This is a genomic window from Salinispora tropica CNB-440, assembly GCF_000016425.1.
Taxonomy (GTDB): Bacteria; Actinomycetota; Actinomycetes; order Mycobacteriales; family Micromonosporaceae; genus Micromonospora; species Micromonospora tropica.
The window spans coordinates 3,261,038-3,275,034 of the sequence record NC_009380.1 but is presented as its reverse complement, the minus strand read 5'-3'; the positions used below and the strand labels follow the sequence as shown (position 1 = coordinate 3,275,034).

16 protein-coding genes and 2 pseudogenes are annotated in these 13,997 nt (G+C 69.1%); 8 read left to right on the top strand and 10 right to left on the bottom strand.

Going from position 1 to position 13,997, the window contains the following annotated elements; genetic code table 11:
• Positions 1-148 precede the first annotated feature (148 nt).
• The 6 genes and pseudogenes from STROP_RS14355 to STROP_RS14330 all read right to left on the bottom strand — a co-directional run.
• Positions 149-777 (bottom strand): annotated as a pseudogene (locus tag STROP_RS14355) (transposase family protein); the annotation flags it as partial.
• On the bottom strand, positions 699-980 hold the full coding sequence (locus STROP_RS25755) for a transposase family protein (protein ID WP_018831571.1): 282 nt from the start codon (positions 978-980) through the stop codon (positions 699-701). The pseudogene STROP_RS14355 and the gene STROP_RS25755, both read right to left, overlap by 79 nt.
• A 56-nt stretch (positions 981-1,036) precedes the next feature.
• Positions 1,037-1,459, bottom strand: coding sequence for a Fur family transcriptional regulator (locus STROP_RS14345; RefSeq protein ID WP_012014079.1), 423 nt, complete (start codon positions 1,457-1,459; stop codon positions 1,037-1,039).
• Between the two features lie 6 nt (positions 1,460-1,465).
• A complete protein-coding gene (locus STROP_RS14340; protein ID WP_012014078.1) occupies positions 1,466-2,335 on the bottom strand; it encodes a class I SAM-dependent methyltransferase in 870 nt (289 codons plus the stop codon).
• Entirely contained in the window at positions 2,332-2,592 is a 261-nt protein-coding gene (locus STROP_RS14335) for a type B 50S ribosomal protein L31 (RefSeq protein WP_012014077.1), read from the bottom strand. Before STROP_RS14335 ends, STROP_RS14340 begins: the two co-directional genes overlap by 4 nt.
• Positions 2,589-3,899 carry a CobW family GTP-binding protein gene (locus STROP_RS14330; protein ID WP_012014076.1) on the bottom strand — a complete coding sequence of 437 codons (1,311 nt, stop codon included), beginning with the start codon at positions 3,897-3,899 and terminating at the stop codon, positions 2,589-2,591. Before STROP_RS14330 ends, STROP_RS14335 begins: the two co-directional genes overlap by 4 nt.
• Positions 3,900-4,101: 202 nt before the next feature.
• Here STROP_RS14330 and rpmB point away from each other — a divergent pair, with 202 nt between their 5' ends.
• Genes rpmB through rpsN form a run of 3 tightly spaced genes read left to right on the top strand, consistent with a single transcriptional unit; the run spans position 4,102 to position 4,812 of the window.
• Positions 4,102-4,338, top strand: a complete 237-nt coding sequence (rpmB, locus tag STROP_RS14325; protein ID WP_012014075.1) for a 50S ribosomal protein L28 — start codon at positions 4,102-4,104, stop codon at positions 4,336-4,338.
• Positions 4,338-4,505, top strand: coding sequence for a 50S ribosomal protein L33 (rpmG, locus tag STROP_RS14320; protein WP_012014074.1), 168 nt, complete (start codon positions 4,338-4,340; stop codon positions 4,503-4,505). The genes rpmB and rpmG overlap by 1 nt, the downstream gene beginning before the upstream one ends.
• Position 4,506: 1 nt before the next feature.
• Complete coding sequence (gene rpsN, locus STROP_RS14315; RefSeq protein ID WP_012014073.1) at positions 4,507-4,812, top strand: 30S ribosomal protein S14; 306 nt, start codon at positions 4,507-4,509, stop codon at positions 4,810-4,812.
• Positions 4,813-5,168: 356 nt separating this feature from the next.
• On the opposite strand, the gene STROP_RS14310 is transcribed toward rpsN, so the two are convergent.
• Together STROP_RS14310 and STROP_RS14305 are read right to left on the bottom strand one after the other, a co-directional pair.
• The gene (locus tag STROP_RS14310; protein WP_012014072.1) at positions 5,169-5,942 is read right to left on the bottom strand and encodes a TIGR03943 family putative permease subunit; all 774 of its coding nucleotides are present in this window, start codon (positions 5,940-5,942) and stop codon (positions 5,169-5,171) included.
• Positions 5,939-6,997 (bottom strand): permease, encoded by a 1,059-nt coding sequence (locus tag STROP_RS14305; RefSeq protein WP_012014071.1) that lies wholly within the window; start codon positions 6,995-6,997, stop codon positions 5,939-5,941. The genes STROP_RS14310 and STROP_RS14305 overlap by 4 nt, the downstream gene beginning before the upstream one ends.
• Positions 6,998-7,229: 232 nt before the next feature.
• On the opposite strand from STROP_RS14305, the gene STROP_RS14300 reads away from it, so the two are divergent.
• The 3 genes from STROP_RS14300 to STROP_RS14290 all read left to right on the top strand — a co-directional run bounded on the left by STROP_RS14300 (position 7,230) and on the right by STROP_RS14290 (position 9,790).
• Entirely contained in the window at positions 7,230-7,622 is a 393-nt protein-coding gene (locus STROP_RS14300) for an SCO5389 family protein (RefSeq protein WP_012014070.1), read from the top strand.
• The gene (locus STROP_RS14295) at positions 7,612-8,679 is read left to right on the top strand and encodes an LLM class flavin-dependent oxidoreductase (protein ID WP_020678863.1); all 1,068 of its coding nucleotides are present in this window, start codon (positions 7,612-7,614) and stop codon (positions 8,677-8,679) included. Before STROP_RS14300 ends, STROP_RS14295 begins: the two co-directional genes overlap by 11 nt.
• Before the next feature lie 133 nt (positions 8,680-8,812).
• Entirely contained in the window at positions 8,813-9,790 is a 978-nt protein-coding gene (locus STROP_RS14290; protein WP_012014068.1) for an ATP-binding protein, read from the top strand.
• A 1,632-nt stretch (positions 9,791-11,422) separates the two neighbouring features.
• Here the strand turns inward: STROP_RS14290 and STROP_RS25195 are convergent.
• A complete protein-coding gene (locus STROP_RS25195) occupies positions 11,423-11,836 on the bottom strand; it encodes a hypothetical protein (RefSeq protein ID WP_011905905.1) in 414 nt (137 codons plus the stop codon).
• A gap of 49 nt (positions 11,837-11,885) precedes the next feature.
• Here STROP_RS25195 and STROP_RS14280 point away from each other — a divergent pair, with 49 nt between their 5' ends.
• Both STROP_RS14280 and STROP_RS14275 read left to right on the top strand, forming a co-directional pair.
• Positions 11,886-12,956 carry an IS630 family transposase gene (locus STROP_RS14280; RefSeq protein WP_011905904.1) on the top strand — a complete coding sequence of 357 codons (1,071 nt, stop codon included), beginning with the start codon at positions 11,886-11,888 and terminating at the stop codon, positions 12,954-12,956.
• A gap of 90 nt (positions 12,957-13,046) precedes the next feature.
• Positions 13,047-13,361: pseudogene (locus STROP_RS14275) on the top strand (transposase family protein); the annotation flags it as partial.
• Between the two features lie 35 nt (positions 13,362-13,396).
• On the opposite strand, the gene STROP_RS14270 reads toward STROP_RS14275, so the two are convergent.
• The gene (locus tag STROP_RS14270) at positions 13,397-13,681 is read right to left on the bottom strand and encodes a DUF4190 domain-containing protein (RefSeq protein ID WP_026275457.1); all 285 of its coding nucleotides are present in this window, start codon (positions 13,679-13,681) and stop codon (positions 13,397-13,399) included.
• Between the last annotated feature and the right edge of the window lie 316 nt (positions 13,682-13,997).

Sequence of the window (13,997 nt, the reverse complement as noted above, 5' to 3'; positions counted from 1 at the left end):
CCGGCGCCCGACCGCAGACCGGATGGGCAGATCTCACTGAGAGCACCTCGTGGGGCCACCATCTTCATGAGCTACACCCAGCCGCGATCATGACGCTGACCCTGCCAGCCAGCCCCAGGCCAGCCAACACCTACCTTCACAGCCGTTTTCATCCTGCGTAGCGGTTCGCTTCGACGTGGTGCAGGACGGGGATTGCTTGGACGATCGTGGTGGCTCGGTGTGGGCAGCAGCGCAGTTTGACCAGGATCTTCAGGTCTTGAGGGTGGTGATCGCTCGTTCCTCGCGGGCGCGGATCTTCGCGTGTGCGCGGTTGACGGCCTTCTGCCGGCGTGACAGCTTCGGTCGGAAGCGGCGCCGTGTGAACGGCGTGCGCACGCTGCCGTGGGCGCCCTGATAGCCCTTGTCGGCGAAGGTCGTCACGTCCGCGCTGGTCAGGGCATCGATGATGCCATGATGGCGGGCGGCGGTCAGGTCGTGGGTCGCGCCGGGCAGGGCCGGTGAGGCCCACACGAGCCGGCCGGCGGCGTCCGCGATGACCTGCACGTTCACGCCGTGGCGTTTGTGCTTGCCGCTGTCGTAGGGCCTCTGCTCGGCAACCCGGTCGATCGAGATCAGCGTGCCGTCCAGGATCGCGTACGCCAGCAGCCGGATACGTCGCATCGCGGTGTCCAGGTCGTCGGTCGCCGCGCTGAGCAGGGCTATCGCCTCCTGGACGTAGCGCCAGGCGGTGGCAACGCCGATCTCGAAGCCAGCCGCGAGTCGGGCAGCGCGGCTTCCTTCCAGTCCGGCAGCGTGCTGTCGTCGGTGGGTTTGCGGTACGGCGCGATCACTTCGGGGTTGCCGCGGTAGCTGCGGTCGGCCATGACCGGTCGTCCGGCCAGTTTCTGGTCGATGCCCGAGGTGCGGTAGACGATGGTGTCGTTGCAGTTGCCGGGCTGTGGGTCGCCGACGGCGATGACCAGGGCGGGTGCTGGCGTCAATGGCCCGGCAGGGACAGCGATCCGCCCTACTCCGATCCTGATCCGCGAGGCCGCCGTCACGTGCTGGCGCAGTTCGCGCAGACGCCCCGGAGGTCGAGCCGTTCGGGAAACGGGGTGAAACCGGTGTGCTCATGCAGTTCAGTGAGCCAGTTCGTCACGATCTCAGGCGGGCACTCGGTCACCGTCTCGCAGCGGATGCAGATGAGGTGCTGGTGTGGTGCGGTGCCGCAGTGGCGGTAGGCGCGTTGGCCGTCGATGTCGAAGGTGTGCAGCAGCCCGGCGTCGGCGAGGCTGTGCAGTGCCCGATAGACGGTGGTCAGACCGATGTGTCGCACGGTGCTGGTGAGCTCGGCGTACACCTCCTGAGCGGTGAGCGGGCGAGAGCGCCCGACCAGCAGCGCAAGGACGGCGCGGCGCTGCGCGGTGGGCGTGAGGCCCGCGACCCGAAGCTGTGCGTCCGGAACGAAGGGCGTGGTCATCGGCGGTCAGGGATGTACGCCGAGGTGGACACTGCGGGCGGAGAGCCGGAACAGGTCGCCGCGGTGACCGAGCCACTTCTCGTCGGCCGGGTCGAGGAGACGGTCCCAGGCGTCGAGGTCGGCGGTGGTGAGCAGGCCGGTGGGCCGCAGCCGGCCGACCCGTTCGGCGAGGGCTTCCACGACGGCCCGACGGGTGCCGTCGGGCAGCGGCGGTGGCTGCTCGTCAAGGGTGGTGCGGGTGGTCACCCGCGACAGACCGGCCCGCTGTAGGGCTTCGGTCCACCCGTAGGGCATCCGCCGGCTGCCGGGAAGCTGTGCCCGCATCCGGGTGAACCAGCGGTCCTGGGCGGCGTGCAGCCGGACCTCCAGACCGGGTTCGCCCAGGCCGACATCCCAGGGCAAATGATGCTCCGGTAGGCCGCCCTCGGCGAGGGCCAGCCGTCCGCCGGGGGCGAGCAGTCCGGCCAGGGCGGTGACCGCCGGCTGCTGGTCGCCGGCGTGGTGCACCGCGGCGGAAGCCCAGATCAGGTCAGCCGGAGCGCCGAGCGCCTCCCGCAGTGCGGCTGTCTCGGCGGGGATGGCGGCGCGCAGCGGCTCGATGCGTACTCGGGGGTCCGACCATTCGGCTCGGGTATGGTCGCGGGCGGCGTCGAGGACGGCCGGGTGCGCGTCCACGGCGACCACCCGGCCGCAGGCCATCATCCGGGCGATGGCGAGGGACATTCCGGCAGCGCCGCAGCCGATGTCGACCGCGAGCCGGTCGCCGGGGGCGACCAGCTCGCGGGCGAGCGTCAGGTACCAGGCCCGGTCCTGCCGGGCGGCGTCGACCAGCTGCGGCGCCAGCTCCGCCCAGTCGACTTGTGTGTCGGTGCTCATCCGCTCTGGGGCCCGCGGCGGGCGTACTTCTGGCGGAACTTCTCGACCCGGCCGGCGGTGTCGAGCAGACGCTGCTTGCCGGTCCAGAAGGGGTGGCTGGCCGAGGAGATCTGGACGTCGATAACGGGGTAGGTGTTGCCGTCGGTCCACTCGATCGTCTGGTCGCTGGTGGAGGTGGAGCGGGTGAGGAAGGCGAAGTCGGCGCCCTTGTCACGGTAGACGACGGGCCGGTACTCGGGGTGGATTCCGGGCTTCATGCGGATCGTGCTCCTTCGGTGTCGGTGTCGGTGTCGGTGTCGGCCAGTTCCTCCACGGAGAGGGGAAAGCAGCCGGCGAACGGGTCGGGGTAGGTGCGCCAGGTGTCCTCGCCGTCGGCGAGTTCGGCGTCGGTGAGCAGGCATCCGGCGAGGGTGCGGTGCAGCTCGACGGGGTCGATGTCGAGGCCGATGAAGACCAGGTGCTGGTGCCGGTCGCCGTAGTAGGGGTCCCAGTCCAGGGCTGCGGCGAGCCGGCGTTGGTCTTCGACGTGGTCCCAGCGGTCCTCGGGCAGGCTGACCAGCCAGTGCCCGAGGGATCCCATTGCCAGGCCGCCGCCGGCGAACTCCCAGGCGATGACGGTGTCGGCTTGGCTGGCCAGCCAGAGGTGACCGCGGGAGCGGATGACTTCGGCGTTGACCTCTTCGAGGACGTCGTGTAGGCGCTGCGGGTGAAACGGGCGCCGGGCGCGGAAGACGGCGGAGACGACCCCGCAGTCGGGCTCCGGTTCGTGTGCGCCGAGGGTGTAGCCCTGCAGGCCACGGGCGAGTATCCCCGGGGTCTCCGGCCGGTGCCGGTGGGTGTGGCGCAGCTGACGGGTCAGCATGCCGGCGTCGACGAGGTCGCCGTCGACCCGTAGGTGGGTCGCCCAGGGCGCCATCCGCTGTAGCAGGACAGACATCCGGCCGGTGTCGAACTCGCCGTCGCGGGACTGCCCCCACAGCACCAGGGTGTCGGCGTATTCGATCTGCCGGACGACGACGTCGGCGAGCGCGCGATCGTCGTCGTCGGCGGCCTGGATGCCGAGCGCGATGAGGTCGTCGGTGCTGGCCAGGCCGTCGAGCAGGTGCTCGGCGTCGAGGACGGTGACGTAGGAGTCCACCCGGATGAGGTCGGTGATCGGGGCGCCGTTGACGAGGCAGTGCGCGGTGGCGGCGGCCACCGCCTCCGGCTCCACCGCCTCCGGCAGCATCAACACCAGGTCCCGGCCGGGGTGGGTGCGGGTGAGCCGAACGAGGGTGGGCAGCACGTCCTCGCGTAGGGTGCAGGAGATACAGCCGTGCCGCAGTACGACCTGCTCGTCCTCGACGATACCGGTGCCGGTGCGGACCACCCGCCGCACGACGCCGTCCTGGATCCCGGCCAGGTCGTGCCGTATCAGCAGCAGCGAGGTGTCCGCGGCGAGCAGCGCGCGGGCGGCGGCGAACGTCGCCGCCGGCCAGAACCCGGACAGCACGGTCAACGACGGGCGGATATCGGCGCCGTCGGCTGTCACGGTATGGGTCGGGGCCTGTGGTGACGACGACATGGAACTCCCCTCGACTTAACTGAAAACGATTGTCATTCTAATCATGCCATAGGCCCCGAAGCCAGCGCGGTCCAACCGCCCACACCTGGAACCCTGTCCGCGTGGAGATCGTCGACGGCCCCGGGTTGGATGTCACCGACGACTGATGTAAAACTGAAAACCGTTGTCGTTACCGTATGAGTCTCACCGAGGAGCGAGCACTGTGTCCCGACGTTGTGACGTCACCGGCGCGAAGCCGAGCTTTGGCAACGCCGTGTCCCACTCCCACCGGCGTACCCGACGCCGCTGGAACCCGAACCTGCAGAACCACCGCTACTGGCTGCCGTCGGAGCGGCGGTGGGTCAGCCTCACCCTGACTGCCAAGGCACTCAAGACCGTGGACCGCAAGGGCATCGAGAAGGTTGTCGCCGAGCTGCGCGCCAAGGGAGTGAAGCTCTGATGGCCCGCCAGACCGATGTCCGTCCGATCGTGCGGCTGCGCAGCACCGCCGGCACCGGCTACACGTACGTCACCCGCAAGAACCGCCGCAACGACCCGGACCGGCTGGTGCTGCGCAAGTACGACCCGATCGTCCGCCAGCACGTCGAGTTCCGCGAGGCGCGCTGACATGGCCCGCAGGAGCTTGAGTAATCGGCAGGCCCGCCGGGAGGAACTGGTCGCCCGGCATGCCGACCGCCGGGCGGAGCTGAAGCGGCTGATCGCCCACCCGGACACCGACCCGGACGTACGCGCTGACGCCGTGCGTCAGCTGGCCCGCCTGCCCCGCGATTCGAGCCCGGTTCGGCTGCGCAACCGGGACGTGATCGACGGTCGTCCGCGCGGTGTGCTGACCCGTTTCGGGTTGTCGCGGGTGCGGTTCCGGGAGATGGCATTGCGCGGCGAGTTGCCCGGCATCCGCAAGGCGTCCTGGTAACGGTTGCCCGTACCGGTCCGGCCCGAGCCACCCACTACCGGCTCACCCTGACCGGCTCGGCCGCTCTGCGCTCGGGTGCGACGGTGCGCGCCGAGGCGACGTACCCGGTCCACGTTTCGGCGATCGAGCCGGCGTCGCCCGCTCTCCGTCACCGTTGACGTCACCGCCACGCTCGCCCGCACCGGCGCCGCCGTCACCTCCGGCGCCAAGACCTGGACCTTCGACGTCCGTCCCTGACATCGCCTTCCGTAGCAGCAGCTGAACACAGACGTCCGCCGAGGTAGGGGGGGTGCCTGCAAGCGGCGGACCCGGCCGGCGCGCGACCCACCGCCCACCCCGGGCCGTGCGCCGGCCGGTCATCCATAGGGATTGGTGGGCTGCTGCACCTGTCGCCACGACTCGACCTGGATGTACGGGATCTCCACCTCGTTGACCGGGTCGCGGCCGAGACGGTCGGTGTAGCGGCCGGTGACCTCGATCCAGGTGTCGGCGGCCAGACCGGCGGGTGCGTCGCCCGTCATGCCGACCTTGACCGGTCGGCCGTCCCCGGCGCAGCATGACATGATCATTCGAGCGAGGATCGGCTTGCCGCCGGGACCGGAAACGATGAAGCCGGTCAGTTGGACGCGGCGGCCATCGAGCGACCGGCCTCTGTCGAACAGAGCCCGGGCGGCGTAGTCGAGGACCGAGGTCTGCACCGGGTCACCGGCGGGCAGCGGAGGGTATTCGTAGTCCTGATCAGCTGTGAGCGCGGTCCCGGTCTGGGCGGCGGCGTACGAGCCGAGGGCGGGCGGGGCGACCAGGAGAAGCCCCAGGACGGGCAGCAGGAGCAACCAGGCGACGCGCGGCTCGTGATGCCCGTGGTCGTCGTGCCCGTGTGCGGCGGCCGTGCGCGTGCTCTCTCCGCTCTTCGGGGAGACCGGCGGCGCTGCCCCCCGCTCGTTCCCGGCAGCGGGTCGCAGTTCGTACCAGAGAGTCATGACACCGGTGACGATCAACAGTAGGCTCGCGCCGATGAGGAACGGCCGAAGCCCCTCCTTGACGTAGCGCAGGTACAGGTCGGTGAGGCTGGCGCGCAGGACCGCGCCGCCGAGGAGAATCATGATGCAGGCCTGGGCTTGTCGGTTCACAGCAGCACCGCCCCGGTGACGACGGCGGCGGCGACCGCGACCGCGAACGTGGCGGGGGCGAAGCGGGCGGCGAAGCGGCGGCCGAAGACCCCGGCCTGCATGGAGATGAGCTTGAGGTCGACCATGGGACCCACCACGAGGAAGACGAGCCGGGAGGTGAGAGAGAACTGCGAGAGCGAGGCGGCGACGAACGCGTCCGCCTCCGAGCAGATGGACAGCAGGACGGCGAGGGCGGCCAGCGCCAGGACGGAGAGCACCGGCTGGTCGGCTAGGGTCTGCAGCCACCGCTCCGGCACCAGGACGTTGATGCTGGCGGCGGCTATTGCGCCGATGACGAGGAAGCCGCCGGCGTGCACCACGTCGTGCCGGACCGCGGCCCAGAACGCCTCGCCCCGCCGAAGGCCGTCGAGCTCGGGCCGGTGCGGTAGCCGGATCCATTCGGTGCGTCCGAGCCGCAGCCACAGCCACCCCATCACCATGGCGACGACCAGGCTCGCGAGGGCTCGGGCCGGGACCATCTCGGGATTGTTGGGGAAGGCGACCGCGGTGGCGACGAGCACGATCGGGTTGATCGCCGGCGCGGCGAGCAGGAACGCCAGCGCCGCGGCGGGGGTGACGTCACGGCGGATCAGGGACCCGGCGATCGGCACCGCGCCACACTCGCATCCGGGCAGGACGACCCCGGCAGCGCTGGCCACCGGCACGGCGAGCGCGGGGTGCTTCGGCAGCGCGCGTGCCCAGAAGGACCGGGGCACGAAGACTGCGATCACGGCGGACAGCAGCACGCCGAACACGAGGAACGGGACCGCCTGCACCATCACCGAGACGAACACCGTGGTCCAGGTCGCCAGGGACGGCGCGGACAGCAGGCCGGCGAGCGGGTCCCGCAGGATGATCAGAAGGATCAGCAGCGCGGCGAGCACTTCGACGGAGCTGACGCGCTCGGCGATCAGTGCCCGCACGGCAGCGCCCCGGACCTGCGGCGGGCTGCTGCTGGCCGAGGCCTCACCCGGCGGATCCTCCTGTGCCGGCGCGATGCGTTCGGGTGCGCTCACAACGCCTCCACCTTCTGTCTGTCCAGCGCGGACGAGTGCCCAGCAGGCGATGACGGTAGGCGAGTCCCCCCTTGCCGCCGGTGCGGATGAGTGTATAGAAGCGGGCCGCTCGCAGGGGGATTCGCTGTCCGGGCGGAGGCACGATCGGTGCCATTGACGCCACGTACGGTGCATGGTGTGCTCGTGGCGCAACGCGTACGACAACAGTGATCGTTATCGTGTGAGGAGGAGCATGTCTCTTACCGTGCCATCGGACCTGTTACAGGCGGCCGAATCGGGGCCGGTCGACGACGAGGCGTTCGTGACCTGTGTCCGGGACTCACTGCCGTACGCCTGGCAGACCATCAGCCGGGTGGTGGCGGAGCTCCAGTCGTCCGACGCCGAGTTCGCCGACAACGTCGTCCCGCCGCCGAGTGAGTCCGAACGTGGCCAACTCCTGCGGGCCCTGGCCAGCGACGCCATCCGGTCCAGTCTGGAGCGCCACTTCGGCGTCAAACTCGCCTTCCAGAACTGCCACCGCATCGCCGCGTTCCGCCTGTCCGCTGTCGACTCCGACACCCACCGCCGCTTCGTCTCCACTCGCGGCCAACTGCTCAACCAGTCACCCGAGCTGCGTGACTGCTGATCTGGCCGCCGCCCGGCGAGTAGGCTGCGACGTGGATGTCCACCTGTTCCTGCTCGCTGGGCGCCGCCCGGACGCCAGCCACGCCACGGCTCTCGCCGACGCCCAGCAGTACGGCCGCGCCGCGGAGGCCGCCGGGTACGCCGGGGTCTGGATCGCCGAGCATCACTTCATTTCCTACGGCGTGTGTCCCTCAGCGCTCACCTTCGCCGCGCATCTGCTCGGCGCCACCCGGCGCATGTCGGTCGGCACCGCCGCCTGCACCCTGTCCAACCGCCACCCCGTCGCCCTCGGTGAGGAAGCTGTGCTGCTCGACGAGTTGTCCGGCGGCCGGTTCCGTCTCGGTGTCGGCCGGGGCGGCCCCTGGGTGGACCTGGAGGTGTTCGGCACCGGCCTGGACCGCTTCCACAACGGTTTCCCGGATGCCCTGGAGCTGCTGGACCGGTGGCTGTCCGGCGCACCGACCGTGGCCGGCAACGAGCGATTCCCCTTCCGGGCGGTGCCGGTGGTACCGCGGCCGGCGCGGCGGATCCCGGTGTGGGTCGCGGCGACCTCGCTACCGACGGTGGAGCTCGCCGCGCGGCACGGTATGCCGCTGCTGCTCGGGATGCACGCCGATCTCGCCGAGAAGGCGGACCTGCTGGACCGCTACGCCCGGGTCGCCGCCGCTCACGGTCACGACGGGAGCCGCGTCGGCCACGCCAGCGCCCATCTGGCGCACGTCGGGGACAGCGACGCGCAGGCAGCGGACGACATCCGTGCCGCGCTCCCGGCGCTGCTCGCCGGCACCCGTGAGTACGTCCGCCTCGACAGCGCCCCCGCGGGCCATCGGGATCTTGACGCGTACGTGGAACGCCTCATCACCATCCACCCCGTCGGCTCACCGCGCCGCTGCAAGGAGGCGCTGGACCAGGCCGCCGCGTTGCCCGGCGTGCGGCACCTGCTGCTGATGGTGGAGGGCGCCGGCGGACGCGACCGTACGCTCGGCACAATCCACCGTATCGCAGCGGACGTGCTCGACCGCACTGTCGAGGACCATCGAAGCGATACCCCGGTGTGAGCGGCACCCCCTCGCCGTGGGCGTCGGCACACGGACCGGTGACATGACGGTGGGTTGCCGTCCGGAGGGCCGCACCACCCGCTAAAGTGTCGAATATGGAAACGATTGCCGTTAGTGCTGCTGGAGTAGTGCGGTGAAGGTCGCGTTCGTCGGTAAGGGTGGCAGCGGAAAGACCACGCTGGCCGCGCTGTTCACCCGTCACCTCGCCGCGCTGGGGCGGCCGGTGCTGACCATCGACGCCGACATCAACCAGCACCTCGCAGCGGCCCTCGGTGGGCCGGAGGGTGCCGCTGTGGCGATCACTCCGCTCGGCGAGCACCTACCCGAGATCAAGGACTACCTCCGGGGCGACAATCCCCGCATCGGGTCCGCCGCCGAGATGGTGAAGACCACCCCGCCCGGAACCGGTTCGCGCCTGCTGCGGGTCACAGAGGACAACCCGATCTATGCCGCGTGCGTCCGGACGGTCAGTGGCGTACGGCTGGCGGTGACCGGCGAGTTTACCGCCGAGGACCTCGGGGTCGCCTGCTACCACTCCAAGGTCGGCGCGGTCGAGCTGCTGCTCAACCACACGGTCGACGGGCGTGGAGAGTACGTGGTGGTGGACATGACCGCTGGCGCCGACTCGTTCGCCTCGGGGCTGTTCACCCGCTTCGACCGTACCTTCCTGATCTGCGAGCCGACCGTGCGTAGCGTCGGCGTCTACCGTCAGTACGCCGGCTACGCCCGCGACTACGGAGTCACGTTGTCCGTCATCGGTAACAAGGTCGAGGACGCCACCGACGTCGACTTCCTCCGGGAGCACGTCGGGGAGGATCTGCTCACCTGGGTGAGCCGTTCGGCGTACGTGCGACGAGCCGAACGCGGCACGGTGGGGCCGCTCGACGAGCTGGAAGCCGCAAACCGGGCCGTGCTCGGACAGTTGAGCGAGGCCGTCGACGGCACCGTCCAGGACTGGGAGGCCTTCACTCGGTGGGCGTACGAGTTCCACCGGCGCAATGCGGCAGCATGGGCCAACGCGCGGGTGGGAGTCGACCTTACCTCCCAGATCGATCCCGGCTTCCGGATGGGCCCACAGACTCTCGACATGCCGGTCGCCGTGACGGCGTGACCGCCAGCGGCGTGGGCGCCGAACAGTCGTTCGACGATCCTTGGTCCTTCCCCGTCGATGAGCGAGTGGAGGCAGGCATCGTGCCCTCGGGCGCAGGCCCCCGGCGACTGCGGTGACCCACGAGGACGGTGGCGGTCGTGGTGGTGACCACGACGTGTGCCAGCGCGCCCAGGGCCTGTGGCGGGGGGCGGTGTCACCGGTGTCCGGCGCCGGGACAGGAGCGGCCCGTCTGGCCGTGGGCGCCGGGTCAGGTCGGGTGACCCGTGCGGGCGCGGGCGTCGCTGCCCCGCCGCTGGGCTGTTCGGTGCGGGTCGCTGGGGTGGCGCCGGCGGGAGGCGAGACGTCCGCCAGCTCTCGGGCAGAACTGTGGACGTTGTCATGGCCCGGATGGGTGAGCCGGGATCGAAGGCGTGCCGGTGGGATGCCGGTGCGAGGACCGACCGTCACATCGACGAAGACGTCGTCGCGCATGTGGCTGGCGGAGCAGTGGAAGACGAGGGCCTGATCGAAGCCGATGACACACTCCGCCGGTCCCGTCGGCTCGCGGGGTGTGTACCCGCGGAGAATTCGCAGGGTGATGGTGCCACGGCGGGAGCCTGGGGATTTGGTCGTTCGGCTCCCACGGTGTTGTGGTGGCGAAGTGTCGGTTCATTGCCCGTGTGCCAACGCGTGGCCCCGAGAGCCCAGGTGGGGTGTTGATCCGCCCACCTCGTCAGGGCAGCGAGGAAGCCGGTCAGGTCTTGTGGTAGGTGTTGCAGGAGTTGGGGCAGCATGTGGTGTTGGGTAGTGTCGACGTGCCGTCCGGCCCAGGGGTCGTGGTGTCGGTTCGGGCCGCCGTCCTGCCAGAGGCGGAGTGTGTTGTCGACGAACATCGATCTCTGGACCCGGGTTGTGGCCAGCCAGGGTGACGTGCCGGCACGTACCTGTCCACAGTCGCACCGGTCCTGGGCCCTGAGTAGTTCCAGGTCCGCATCCGTGTGCGCGGACCTGATGTGCGCGATGTCCCGCGAGCCTCCACGCGGCGAGTGCACGGTCTGCACCGCCCGTGCACCGGACGCCCTTCCCTGTCCGCGCGTTACGCCACAACCGACACGATAGGACATCATGCCTGCGCCCACCGTCGCGACCAGCCGAGGGTCGCTAACCCTAACGAGTCTTGTCGTAGCCGTGACCGTGACCGCGATCGCCTTCGCTGTGGGGTTCATGCCGGCGCCAGCTCGAATCACGGTGGACAATTGCTATGTAACCTATGATCGGCTAGAAAGACAACACAGTCGGTGCGTAGCACACTGGGACCGGGTCGGAGTCGACAATTCAGGCCCGGTCTATGGTGTTCCTGTCACTACTGGCTGGAGTGCTCTGGGAGTAGACCCAGATGGCAACTATGAATGGGAGGTGTTGATTCCAGAATCGTCCCGCGAGCACGACGGCCTAACTTTTTTCGCATATGGTTGGGTCGTGCCTCGGTTCGTGCAGATCCTCCTGACAGGTGCCGCTTGGATGCTTGTTTTGTCACTTGTCGGGATTGTGGCTAGAAGGTTACTGCGGCCTATGCAGACACCGTAAGCGGTGTCGTCGAGTCGGCTAGTGCAGCCCCGCATAAGTTCTTGACGGGTCGTGCGGGGTTGGTTGTCAGTCGTCTTCGTCGTTGAGGGGCTGATCGGCGATGCCGGTCAGGTGCAGTCGTATGGCGCAGTCGAGGGCGTCTTGTGGGCTGCCTTCGGGGTGTCCGTCGGGGAGCAGGCTGTGGGTGTAGGTGTCGGTGGCCGGGTCGTGGAGGGCGAAGCCGTAGACGTCGTCGAAGCCGAGGTATTCGAGGCGGCAGACGGGTACGCCGTCGTCTTCACTGGTCCAGGCGGTGACGTAGCCGTGGCTGCCGCGCCAGCGGATGGTGACTTCTTCCAGGCCGGGCCAGACCTGTGAGGCGTGGTGGTCGAGGTCGGCGGCGAGGTCGTCCTTGACGCGTTTGCTGGGTACGGGCACGGCGTCCAGTGTGATCAACTCCGGGCGTGTCGTCACCTGCCGACACGCCCGTTCCTGCGGCATCGTCCATGATCGTCACCTTCGTCGATCATGGAATGAGGGCTTGCCGCTGATGGCCAGGCTGCAACCTGTCGACCGGGTCCAGCTGACCCGGCGCCGCCGCAAGGCCCTGACCCGAATCGCCGGGCAGTCCAGCGCACAGTTCCGGCAGGTCCGCCGGGCCCGGATCCTGCTCGCCGCCGCGAACCGGGTCCCGAACGCGCAGATCGCCCGGCAGGTCGGCTGCACGGTGGCCACCGTGCGTAAGACCCGCCGCGACTACCGCACCCGGGGCATGCGCGCCCTTAACGACCGGCCCCGCCCGGGACGCCCGCCGCTCTACGACATCGACGTACACCTGCTGATCATCGCGACCGCGACCAGTGAGCCACCCGACACCGACGCCCAATGGACCCACCCGCTGATCGCCGGGCACCTGCGGCAGCGGCACGGCATCGCGATCTCCGCCAGCCAGGTCGGGCGGATCCTGGCCGGTGTCGACATCAAACCGCACCGAGTCCGGGGCTGGCTCAACCGGCCCGACGATCCCGGCTTCTTCGCCCGTGCCGAGCAGATCTGCACTCTCTACCAGCATGTTCCCGCCGGCACGGTACTGCTCAGCGTGGACGAGAAGACCGGTATTCAGGCCAAGTCACGCCGATACCGGACCCGCCGCGCGGGGCACCGCCGCCCGGAACGCCGCGAGTTCGAGTACCGCCGACACGGCACCGTCTCACTGATGGCCGCCCTCGACGTCTCCGACGGCACCGTCCGGCCGAAGATCATCGACCGCAACAACTCCGACGCCTTCCTCGACTTCCTCACCGAGATCGACCTCGAAACCCCTGCCCACCTGCGGATTCACCTGGTCCTGGACAACGGGTCCAGTCACACCTCGAAAGCCACCCGGGCCTGGCTGGCCGCACGCCCGAGGTTCAGCGTGACCTACACCCCGAAACACGCGTCCTGGCTGAACATAGTGGAACTGGTCTTCTCGATCCTGACCCGCAGGCTACTGCGTCGCGGCGAGTTCACCTCCCGCGAGCACCTCGCCAACAAGATCCTCAAGTTCTTCACCCACTACAACCGGACCGCGAAACCCTTCCGCTGGACCTACGACGGCCGCCCCCTCAAGGCCGCATGACCCGTCAAGAACTTATGCGGGGCTGCACTAGGAGGGGCTCGCCGCTGTTCCCTGCCCGATGGGTGATTCACCTCAGGGTCGTACCTCTAAAGGGACGACACCATCGTCTACCGCACCTCGGGCATCGACCAGAAACTGGCAGGACGGCCGATCATGGCCGACGGCGCCTACCGCGGCAACACCGACGTGATCATCCCGTACCGCAAACCCGCCGACGGCAGTGACCTACCCGACTGGAAGAAGGACCTCAACAAGCACCACCGCACCGTCCGAGCCCAGGTCGAACACGCCCTGGCCCGCATGAAGACCTTCACGATCCTGCGCGACAACCGCCGCGCTGCCCACACATTGACCGACACCGCATCCGGCATCGCCCACCTCCACAACATCATCCTCGCCGGGTGACACCAGCACCGTCGCCGCACAACGCCTCCACCGAATTACGAGACATCCCTTAGTTCGGAGCCGAGGAGAACCGTAGCCATGCCGCACCAGACGACGAGGAACAGTCCGTAGAGAATGGTGAAGATCCAACCAACCACGATGCCGGCGGTGGCCAGCTCAACCCCGCGTTCGCCCGTCTGGGCGATCTGGCCCTTGGCCTTCTTGCCAAAGTAGATGCCCAATGGCGGAAACACCATCGCGCCGAAGATCAACGCGAGAATCGCATAGGTGTTGAATGGCGCAGGATACCCGTAGGGCGGGTAGGGTGGGTTGCCCGGCATCGGGTGTGACGCCGGCGAGGAATGCTGAGTCGGCGGTTGGTCTGTCATGTTGCCCTCCGGCGGTGGCAGAGAGTTCGTGCGCGAAGGAACCTACAACCGGCCCGTCAGGGTACCTTCCCTTGTCACGGCACCGACATGCTCCCAATGCGCCGCCGTCGCCGACCCTCCTGGGACCAGTCGTGCCGGTCCGCGCCCCGCCCGTCGGATCGGGTACGGCGGGAGCGGGCGGCCCCGCGAGCAGGTTCTGCCGTCAGGACCGCCGACACGGGCGCCCGGCGAGCGTCACGGTTGTGATCGAGTCGACGGTGGAGAGAGC

Bases quoted from the DNA above. Each gene is read 5' to 3' on its own strand.
- STROP_RS14330 (WP_012014076.1), bottom strand. From the start codon at position 3,899: ATGTCGTCGTCACCACAGGCCCCGACCCATACCGTGACAGCCGACGGC.
- STROP_RS14335 (WP_012014077.1), bottom strand. From the start codon at position 2,592: ATGAAGCCCGGAATCCACCCCGAGTACCGGCCCGTCGTCTACCGTGAC.
- rpmG (WP_012014074.1), top strand. From the start codon at position 4,338: ATGGCCCGCCAGACCGATGTCCGTCCGATCGTGCGGCTGCGCAGCACC.
- STROP_RS14345 (WP_012014079.1), bottom strand. From the start codon at position 1,459: ATGACCACGCCCTTCGTTCCGGACGCACAGCTTCGGGTCGCGGGCCTC.
- rpsN (WP_012014073.1), top strand. From the start codon at position 4,507: ATGGCCCGCAGGAGCTTGAGTAATCGGCAGGCCCGCCGGGAGGAACTG.
- STROP_RS14300 (WP_012014070.1), top strand. From the start codon at position 7,230: ATGTCTCTTACCGTGCCATCGGACCTGTTACAGGCGGCCGAATCGGGG.
- STROP_RS14270 (WP_026275457.1), bottom strand. From the start codon at position 13,681: ATGCCGGGCAACCCACCCTACCCGCCCTACGGGTATCCTGCGCCATTC.
- STROP_RS25195 (WP_011905905.1), bottom strand. From the start codon at position 11,836: ATGCCGCAGGAACGGGCGTGTCGGCAGGTGACGACACGCCCGGAGTTG.
- STROP_RS14280 (WP_011905904.1), top strand. From the start codon at position 11,886: ATGGCCAGGCTGCAACCTGTCGACCGGGTCCAGCTGACCCGGCGCCGC.
- STROP_RS14340 (WP_012014078.1), bottom strand. From the start codon at position 2,335: ATGAGCACCGACACACAAGTCGACTGGGCGGAGCTGGCGCCGCAGCTG.